Source organism: Streptococcus infantis (assembly GCF_964243025.1).
In the GTDB taxonomy this organism is placed as follows: domain Bacteria; phylum Bacillota; class Bacilli; order Lactobacillales; family Streptococcaceae; genus Streptococcus; species Streptococcus infantis_N.
The window spans coordinates 277,431-286,702 of sequence record NZ_CAXTDJ010000003.1 but is presented as its reverse complement, the minus strand read 5'-3'; the positions used below and the strand labels follow the sequence as shown (position 1 = coordinate 286,702).

Sequence of the window (9,272 nt, the reverse complement as noted above, 5' to 3'; positions counted from 1 at the left end):
GCTCCAACAACAACTGAAGCTCCAACAACAACTGAAGCTCCAACAACGACTGAAGCTCCAACAACAACTGAAGCTCCAACAACGACTGAGGCTCCAACTACAACAACAGAGGCTCCAACTACAACAACAGAGGCTCCAACTACAACAACAGAGGCTCCAACTACAACAACTGAAGCTCCAACAACCACTACAACCACTACAACTACAACAACTGAAGCTCCAGCAACAACTGAAGCTCCAACAACAACTGAAAACAAACCAGGACTTCCAAATACTGGTGAGGCTACAAGCCTAGTACTTGTATTGGCTGGTGTGGTAATCATGTCAGGAACAGTTGTTATGAAACGTAAATTTACTAAATAATATTAGATAAGTTTCTTTAGAGAGGAGAGAGCATTGCTCTCTCTTTTTTAAATGTTAAAATGATGGAGTAGTAGATACCTATCCTTCCCTTTTCAAGGGGAAACCCCACTTATCACGAAGTCACAAAGCCAACATTACAATACTAGCTAACGTAGCCGGTAGCAAACAGCAAACAGAAGTTGGTTAAAAACATAGAGGAGAAATCAATAATGGAAAATTGGTTGACACAATGGCAGAAATTAAAGGAAAAATATCCGAAGGGTGTCCTTTATGTCAGTAGTGCCTTGCTACCGATGACCATCATGCTGGTGGTATGGTTTTTCATGGGGAGTTATCCTTTTGGAAATAAAAGTTTAATGACCGTTGTCTTTGATCAACAGTACATTAGTTTTTATGGATTGCTAAAGAATGCCATTCTATCTGGTGATTTAAGCAGTCTGACATATTCCTTTACTAAATCTATAGGTGGAGATATGATTGGTGAGTTGGGCTATTATTTGATGAGCCCTTTCAATTTTATTTATGTTCTTCTGCCTTTAAAATATATAGGATTATCTGTTTTTCTAACAATCTGGCTTAGATATGGAGCTTTTGGATTTTCCTTTGCTCATCTCTTAATTAAACGTTATAAGGGTGCAGAGTCAAAACGATGGATGGTTCCCTTGTTTGCGACAGCTTATGCCCTGTCTGGTATGTTGGTATCCTACCAGATGAATGTTATCTTTTATGATGCCATGTTCATGCTTCCTCTTGTCATCCTATATCTAGAGCAGTTGTTAGATGGCAAAGCGGCTTATCCATATGCCTTTGTACTAGGCTTAACGGTATTCCTTCAATTCTACATGGGCTATATGATATCGCTATTTGTTGTCTTATATGCCTGCTATTATCTTTCGCCTCGTTTTTCTATCGAGGGGACATGGAATGTAAGACTAAAACATTACCTCCAACCCTTATGGAATGTCTTTCTCTACTCTATCCTAGGGGTTGCGGCTGCTTCAATATTATTAGTTCCCGTATTTTTCAACTTGCTTGAAAGTAAGGGACAAGCAGGAGGAGCCATGACATTTTCCATGGCCTTTCAGATTAATCCCTTAGACATTTTATCCAAACTAACTATCGGGGGCTTTGATGCACAATCAGGTTGGGCAGCTGGACCAAACCTGCCAAATATCTATATTGGAGCTCTCGGGTTTATCGGCTTTATCTTGTACTTTTTATCAGGAAGGATAGTCAAAGAAAGAAGATGGGCTGCGGGAGTGGTTACTCTCATTTTCTTTACTTCCTTTGTCAATGAATTTGTGAGTAAGATTTGGCATATGGGACAAAACCCTGCCGGATTCTTCTTCCGCTTCTCATGGTTATTCTCTTTCTTCATGCTAATCTTAGCCTATCAAGCATTAAAAGAGAAATTTAAAATCTCTCGCCGAGGGAAATTGCTATCAGTTGTAGCCCTAGTCTTATCGGCAATCTACCTCTATACTAAAGACTTTACCTATCTACCAAAAAAACAACCTGAGGCTCTAACTCTGTTTATCAATAGCCATTTTATTGCTATTGTGATACTGGTTATATCAGCTACAGCTACAGGATTTTATCTATACTGGGAACGCTCTGCCAAGTCCCAGAAAGAAAAGAAAAGGGTATTGGTGATTGCGGCTGGATCTGTAGTGGCATTGCTGTTATTATTACAAACAGGTTATCTCTTTTCTCGTGTAGTCTTAACTCTACTCATTTACTTAGCTGTACTGACCTTGCTACGTCCAGGAATGATTCGCTTAGCTGTTATCTTGTTATCAACTCTGACAGTATTTGAGCTAGGATACAATGCCTATCTATCACAAGTGACCTTTAGTTATGCAAATGTTGATGAATTTGTGGACGGAACGCTTTCGGTTAAACGTGTGACGGATAAAATCCAAGAAAACGCAGATCAGCCTTTCTATAGAATTGCAACAACCTTTGCCTATTCTCGAACAACTCCATCTCTGATAGGTTATCCAGGTTTGAGTACTTTTAGTTCAAATTTGGAGAGGTCCACTATGAATCACTTTGCCTATATGGGGGATAAAGCGGGCGATGAAGCAATTGAATACGAAAATGGAACTCCTCTGACAGATGCCTTATACGGTGTTCGATACTATATGGATGTCAAGGATCTGGATCCTGCTGAGAAAGAAGCTCATCCTGAGAGAATGTATTTCACACGTTTTGCAAGTCGTTTTGATATGCAGCGTTATTTCACGCAGAAGGTCTATGAAGATGAACGTTATATCGTGTACGAAAATCCAAATTCTTTCCCATTAGCCTATGGAACAAATGATTTGGTAAGAAACATCAACTTTGGTAGAAATAGCGCTATCCAAAATCAAAATATCATTCTCAACTCTATGGAAGGTGTGAAAAAAGGCGAGGAAAATTACCTCGACTACTTCAAACCTCTAGCATACGGCGATGTTGAAACAGAAAATCTTACAGAAGAAAATGTCGACAAAGAAAAAGGAACTGCAGTCTACAAGCGGGTGGACTCTTCTAAGGATGCAGTCGTTCGCTACCGAATTACTCCTCGAACAAACTTGACCTATTACTTCTTCGTACCAGCAAGTCTAAATTTTGAGAAAGATTACTCTGTCCTTCTGAATGGCAAGTGGTTTACTCATTCCAAGAAAAATATGCAACGTCAACTGTGGCAAATCGCTGACAATGCGGAGAATCAAGAGTCTGTACTGGAATTTCGCTTTAAAACAGACAAGGTTGACCTTTCGAACGCAGGGGTTTACCGCGCAGAAATCAGTCAAATTCAAAATGCTTTAGAAAAGCGGAAGGAACAAGGTCTACAAGTTAAGAAATTCTCGAATACTTATATCGTCGGTTCAGTAAATATTACTGACGACAGTAAATATATGATGACTTCTATCCCTTATAGTGAGGGTTGGAAGGTGAAAGTGGATGGTAAGTATGTTCCTGTGACAAAAGCTTGGAACAGCTTTATTTCATTCCCGATTACTTCCGGACAACACAAAGTAGAATTTGTCTTCTCCCAAAAAGGAAGGGTTACAGGTGCTGTATTGACTCTCATCAGTCTAACAACGCTTTATATTGTCAGAAGAGATTACAAAAAGGATGATAAAAACCAGCTGAAAGAAAATCAAGGCGCTTCATCAGCTGGGTAAGCAATCTTTTATCAACTAAAAAAATACGGTCAGGATACCATTCCTGACCGTTTTCTTTTACAAAATGACAAAAATCTTAAACTTTTTGACAAATATGCTTGTCAAAAATAAAAAGATGTGTTACAATAAAATCAAGTTAAGAAATAAAGAAATAGGAGGGAGCCACATGTGGATATGGATTTTTTTTCCTTTTCTCGTCTTGATTTATACGAGTCAATCTAAAAAAATCAAGCGGTTAGAGAAGAGGTTAAAGGTAATCGAAAGAAAAGAGAAAGGAAATATAGATATGTCAAGATTATTAAAAGAATTAATTGGGAAAAAACCAACAATCGTTGGACAAGTGTTTGGAACAAATTTATGGGAAGTTGTGGATGTTGATGAGGAATGGGTCAAACTACGTCATGTTGATAAAAATGGGAAAGAAAAATTCAAGTTGCAACGTATTGAGGATATCCAAGCCGTTGAATTTGACGGAGAGTAGGTGTGTAACATGCAACTAAAAAATCGTCTAAAAGAGCTTCGGGCTCGCGATGGCCTGAATCAAACAGAGCTGGCCAAACTAGCTGGCGTGTCCAGGCAAACCATCAGCTTGCTTGAGCGGGATGAATACACCCCATCCATCGTCATTGCCCTGAAGATTGCTCAGATATTCCATGAGCCGGTCGAGTCGGTCTTTCGTTTAGAGGAGGATGAGTGATGAACAAGTATAAAGTGATTTATTATCTATCTATAGTTGTGTTTATCGTGAATCTTTTGGCTATGATTGGAAGCCTACTTGGTTGGTTTACGATCGTCGAAAGTAAATACCTCTTCTGGATTAATATAGTGCTACTATTAGTCTTTAGATGGGTAGAGAAAAAAATAAAGTTTAAAGAGATCCTAAAAGGAGAAAAGTTATGAAAGAGTTTTTAGCAGGTTTTCAAGTCGATACAGAGAACAAAGCACTTGCAGGTGTTTGTGCAGGTTTAGGAAATTATTTTAACATTCAAGCCAACATTGTTCGTTTGGTGACAGTCTTCTTGTTCCTCTCTTCGACGGAGATTGGGATTATAACCGTGACTCTCTATGCTTATCTAGCAGGTTGGCTTGGGAATGAGCCCTTGGGAGATGGAGCAAAAAAAGCTAGAAATCAAGCTATTCTCTTACTTGCTGTTTGTTTGATTTTGGTGTCACTTGGAACAGAAGGCTTGACCGCTATTTTCGAATCAGGTAAAGCCTTTGGTCAATGGTTGTCTGGCTTGTTTTAGAAAGAGGTTAAAATATGGAAAAGAATCACATAATTTTTGCACTGAAACTTTTTATTATAGGAGCTTTATTAGGAATACTTGCCGGAGCTCTTAGAGTTAAACCTTTAGGTATTAGCCAAGAGCAAGTAATCCCTGTCTTGTTCTCAATCTTTTTTGGTCTAGGGCTGATTACGGCAATCCTAACATTTTATTTCACTAGAAAAAGTCATCAGGCTTATCAGAATTATCAACGAGAAGAAGAGGATGAAGGAAATGAGCAAGACTATCTTGCTATGTATCGTTTCTTGGATTATGGTACGGTAGCTTGGAATGTTTCCCAAATTAGTATGCTATTCTGTATGCTTTTAGACTTAGGAAGATTTGGCATATCAGCAACATCCTTACTTTTGATAGTTGTAAGTATTTGGTCGGGTGTTTACTGCCTAAAAATCACTAGCAAGATTCGTAACTATAAACTTTCTGTTATGGCCACACCCAAGGAAGTTTTGGAATACCTCGATACTTATGATGAGGGAGAAAAACAGGCTGAGATGGAAGAAGCTTACTTGATCTTGTTCAAGGTCAATCAGCTCATCATACCAGGTATCTATATTGTTTTAGTAGTTCTATCTATGGTATTAGGACAAGTACAGTTGGTTGCTCTGCTGGTGGCAGTTGTCATCCATTTGTACACGAATGTTGCACAGTTGCGAAAAACAAAACGTTATTTCAAATAGGAGAATTTTATGAAAACACTTAAAAATATTGGCTGGTATAGCCTTGCCTTCTTATCATTTCTTATGGTCTATAGTTTTATTCAGGGCGTAGGTTTAGCCGCCTTGATATTGGGAGCACCTAGCTACGTTGCTGTCCCTGTTTATGTCTTATTAGCAGGAATCTTTACCTTCGTTACCTACAAGTGGTATAAGACAGGAACCGTTACGATTGAAAAAACGGCCCTTAACAAATACATCTGGCTACCTGCCTTGGTATGGGTCCTTGTCATTGTTGTAGAAAACTTTTTACCAAATGATCCGTCATTTAATCAACAGGCTGTAGATAAATTGGCTCAAGATCAACCTCTCTTCACATTCTTCATGGCTGTCGTCTTTGCACCCCTAACAGAAGAATTAACCTTTAGAGGTATGCTAGCCCGCTATGTCTTCCCTCAACAGGATAACATCAAGCAGACAGCTCTCTTTCTTCTTGTAAGCACTGTACTTTTTGCACTTGTTCATTTTCCTACTACTCCTCAACAATTCCTAGTCTATAGTGCCCTTGGTTTAAGCATGGGCTTGGCTTATATCAGTAAGGGTGGGCTGGCTTATAGTATGGGATTGCATGCCTTGAACAATTTAATTTCATTTGTCATGATAATGATGCTATAATAGACTCAGGAGGAAGTCATGAAACGAGTAATATTATTAGCAATGGTTCAAGCAGTATTTCTCTTCTTTGTTATCGGCCTACTTGTCTATTTCATTAAGGGAGATTTCTTTTATAACAATCTAGCGGTCATCTTTGCTCCTATCGCAGGAGTGATACGATTTGCGACAGCTTATGTGACAGAAATTGTCCTACCAAAGAAGACAGAAGAGATTGCTGAAAAGCGTAAAAAAGGTTAAGAATCATAATCAGAGAATCCGATGACGTTTTCATCGGATTTTTTGTCTGTTCGTTTTGATTCCTAAAGACAATCAAACTTTTCTGCTGATTTTCATGAAGAGCTTGCGCTTTTATGGTAAAATAGTAACAGAATAAAAGAGGAGAGAAAACATGAAACGTAGTATGTATGCTGGTCGTGTTCGTGAGGAGCACATCGGACAAGAAATTACCTTGAAAGGATGGGTTGCCCGTCGTCGTGACTTGGGTGGATTGATCTTTATCGATTTGCGAGACCGTGAAGGGATTATGCAGTTGGTTATTAATCCTGAGAAGGTTTCTGCAGAGGTGATGGCAACGGCTGAAAGCCTTCGTAGTGAATTTGTCATCGAAGTGACTGGTCAAGTTGCAGCACGTGAGCAAGCAAATGACAAATTGGCGACTGGAGCGGTTGAACTGAATGTAACGGCTCTTACTGTGCTTAATACAGCCAAAACAACACCATTTGAAATTAAGGATGGCATTGAAGCAAACGATGATACGCGTCTACGTTACCGTTACCTTGACCTTCGTCGTCCAGAGATGCTAGAAAATCTTAAACTTCGCGCTAAGGTGACACATTCGATCCGCAACTACTTGGATGAGTTGGAGTTTATCGATGTGGAAACGCCATTCCTTTCTAAGTCAACACCAGAAGGGGCGCGTGACTATTTGGTGCCATCACGTGTCAATAAAGGTCATTTTTACGCTCTTCCTCAAAGTCCGCAGATCACAAAACAGTTGTTGATGAATGCGGGATTTGACCGTTACTACCAAATCGTCAAATGTTTCCGTGACGAAGACTTGCGTGGTGACCGTCAGCCTGAGTTCACTCAGGTCGACTTGGAAACATCATTCTTGACTGAGCAAGAAATCCAAGATATCACAGAAGGCTTGATTGCGCGCGTGATGAAGGAAACAAAAGGCATCGAAGTGACATTACCATTCCCTCGTATGAAGTATGATGATGCCATGGCTCTTTATGGTTCTGACAAACCTGACACTCGCTTTGAGATGTTGCTTCAAGACTTGACAGATCTTGTCAAGGGTGTTGATTTCAAAGTCTTCTCAGAAGCACCTGCCGTTAAAGCCATCGTAGTCAAAGGAGCAGCAGACAACTACTCACGTAAAGATATCGACAAGATGACAGAAGTAGCCAAGCAGTATGGCGCTAAAGGTCTGGCTTGGGTCAAGGTTGTTGACGGTGAATTAAACGGTCCAGTTGCTAAATTCTTGACTAGCATTCAAGGCGATTTAACAAGTGCGCTTGGTCTTGAAGATAAGGACTTAGTTCTCTTTGTAGCTGATACGCTTGAAGTAGCCAATGCAACACTTGGTGCCCTTCGTGGACGTATTGCCAAAGAACTTGGCTTGATTGATACTGACAAGTTTAACTTCCTTTGGGTTGTTGACTGGCCAATGTTTGAATGGTCTGAAGAAGAAGGCCGTTATATGAGTGCCCACCATCCATTTACTCTTCCTCAAGCAGATACTGCTCATGAACTAGAAGGTGATTTGGCCAAGGTTCGTGCCATTGCCTACGACATCGTCTTGAACGGTTATGAACTTGGTGGTGGTAGCCTTCGTATCAATCAAAAAGAGCTCCAAGAACGTATGTTCAAGGCCCTTGGATTCTCAGCTGAAGAAGCTAATGACCAGTTTGGATTCCTTTTGGAAGCCATGGATTATGGATTCCCACCACACGGTGGCTTGGCTATCGGACTTGACCGCTTTGTCATGCTCTTAGCAGGCGAAGATAACATCCGTGAAGTCATTGCCTTCCCTAAGAACAACAAGGCGACAGATCCAATGACACAAGCGCCATCAACAGTAGCTCTTAAACAACTAGAAGAACTCAATCTACAAGTAGAACAAGATGAAACAAACGAAACTAACTAAAAAGTGGCACTATTATCTACGCCGCTTTGCTCATCGGGTGAAGATTTTGCGTGTCTTACAAGGGATTTCTAAAGAAAAATACGATGAAAAAATTTCAGCTTCTCTGGTATATGGTTTTCTATCAGCAGTAGCCGTCAATTTCTTCTTCCAGCCAGGACACGTTTATTCAAGTGGAGCAACAGGTTTAGCTCAGATTATCTCAAGCCTTAGTAACTACTGGTTTAATTTCCATATTCCAATTTCTGTAGCTTTCTACTGTATCAATATACCACTCATGATTTTAGCTTGGCGCCAGATTGGACATAAGTTTACGATATTTACCTTTATCACGGTATCCATGAGCTCGCTCTTTATCCAGTTTGTGCCAGTGGTGGTACTGACAGAGGACCCAATCATCAATGCCCTTTTTGGGGGTGTCGTTATGGGATTGGGAATCGGTTTTGCTTTACGCCATAACATTTCCAGTGGTGGAACAGATATTGTCAGTCTTACCATTCGTAAGAAGACAGGTCGTAACGTTGGAAGTATCTCTTTCCTAGTGAACGGGACAATCATGCTGATTGCTGGTTTGACCTTTGGTTGGAAATATGCCCTCTATTCTATGATTACCATCTTTGTCTCAAGCCGTGTGACAGATGCAGTTTTCACCAAACAAAAACGCATGCAGGCTATGATTGTTACTAGTAATCCAGATGCTGTGATTGAGAAAATTCACAATAAATTGCACCGTGGAGCGACCATGATTCACGATGCTGAAGGGACTTATAACCACGAACGTAAGGCAGTTTTGATTACGGTTATCACTCGTGCAGAGTTTAATGATTTTAAACTAATCATGAAGCAAGTGGATCCAACAGCCTTTGTATCGGTCTCAGAGAATGTTCATATTCTTGGACGATTTGTCGAAGTTGAAAACTAGTTGTTCAGGTAAATAGAATACAAAAAAACCAACTCAAAATAGAGAGTTGGT

Annotated in this window: 11 protein-coding genes; all 11 read left to right on the top strand. The window is 40.0% G+C overall.

Annotated elements, in window-relative coordinates; all coding sequences use genetic code 11:
• A partial coding sequence (locus tag ACESNQ_RS05300; protein ID WP_373075565.1) for an LPXTG cell wall anchor domain-containing protein occupies window positions 1–363 on the top strand: 363 nt, incomplete at its 5' end.
• A 209-nt stretch (window positions 364–572) separates the two neighbouring features.
• A complete protein-coding gene (gene pgfM1 / locus ACESNQ_RS05295; RefSeq protein ID WP_373075563.1) occupies window positions 573–3,536 on the top strand; it encodes a glycosyltransferase PgfM1 in 2,964 nt (987 codons plus the stop codon).
• 64 nt (window positions 3,537–3,600) lie between these two features.
• Complete coding sequence (locus tag ACESNQ_RS05290) at window positions 3,601–4,017, top strand: hypothetical protein (RefSeq protein WP_373075561.1); 417 nt, start codon at window positions 3,601–3,603, stop codon at window positions 4,015–4,017.
• Between the two features lie 9 nt (window positions 4,018–4,026).
• Window positions 4,027–4,233, top strand: coding sequence for a helix-turn-helix transcriptional regulator (locus ACESNQ_RS05285; RefSeq protein ID WP_049508780.1), 207 nt, complete (start codon window positions 4,027–4,029; stop codon window positions 4,231–4,233).
• Complete coding sequence (locus ACESNQ_RS05280) at window positions 4,233–4,436, top strand: hypothetical protein (RefSeq protein WP_373075559.1); 204 nt, start codon at window positions 4,233–4,235, stop codon at window positions 4,434–4,436. The genes ACESNQ_RS05285 and ACESNQ_RS05280 overlap by 1 nt, the downstream gene beginning before the upstream one ends.
• A complete protein-coding gene (locus ACESNQ_RS05275) occupies window positions 4,433–4,783 on the top strand; it encodes a PspC domain-containing protein (protein ID WP_373075557.1) in 351 nt (116 codons plus the stop codon). The genes ACESNQ_RS05280 and ACESNQ_RS05275 overlap by 4 nt, the downstream gene beginning before the upstream one ends.
• A 14-nt stretch (window positions 4,784–4,797) precedes the next feature.
• Window positions 4,798–5,499, top strand: coding sequence for a DUF3169 family protein (locus tag ACESNQ_RS05270; RefSeq protein ID WP_373075555.1), 702 nt, complete (start codon window positions 4,798–4,800; stop codon window positions 5,497–5,499).
• Window positions 5,500–5,508: 9 nt separating this feature from the next.
• Window positions 5,509–6,150: a CPBP family intramembrane glutamic endopeptidase gene (locus ACESNQ_RS05265; protein WP_373075553.1), complete on the top strand. Its 642-nt coding sequence runs from the start codon at window positions 5,509–5,511 to the stop codon at window positions 6,148–6,150.
• 18 nt (window positions 6,151–6,168) lie between these two features.
• Window positions 6,169–6,387: a hypothetical protein gene (locus tag ACESNQ_RS05260; RefSeq protein WP_373075551.1), complete on the top strand. Its 219-nt coding sequence runs from the start codon at window positions 6,169–6,171 to the stop codon at window positions 6,385–6,387.
• A 151-nt stretch (window positions 6,388–6,538) separates the two neighbouring features.
• Complete coding sequence (gene aspS / locus ACESNQ_RS05255; protein WP_373075549.1) at window positions 6,539–8,302, top strand: aspartate--tRNA ligase; 1,764 nt, start codon at window positions 6,539–6,541, stop codon at window positions 8,300–8,302.
• Window positions 8,280–9,221 (top strand): YitT family protein, encoded by a 942-nt coding sequence (locus ACESNQ_RS05250; protein ID WP_373075547.1) that lies wholly within the window; start codon window positions 8,280–8,282, stop codon window positions 9,219–9,221. The genes aspS and ACESNQ_RS05250 overlap by 23 nt, the downstream gene beginning before the upstream one ends.
• Window positions 9,222–9,272: the final 51 nt, after the last annotated feature.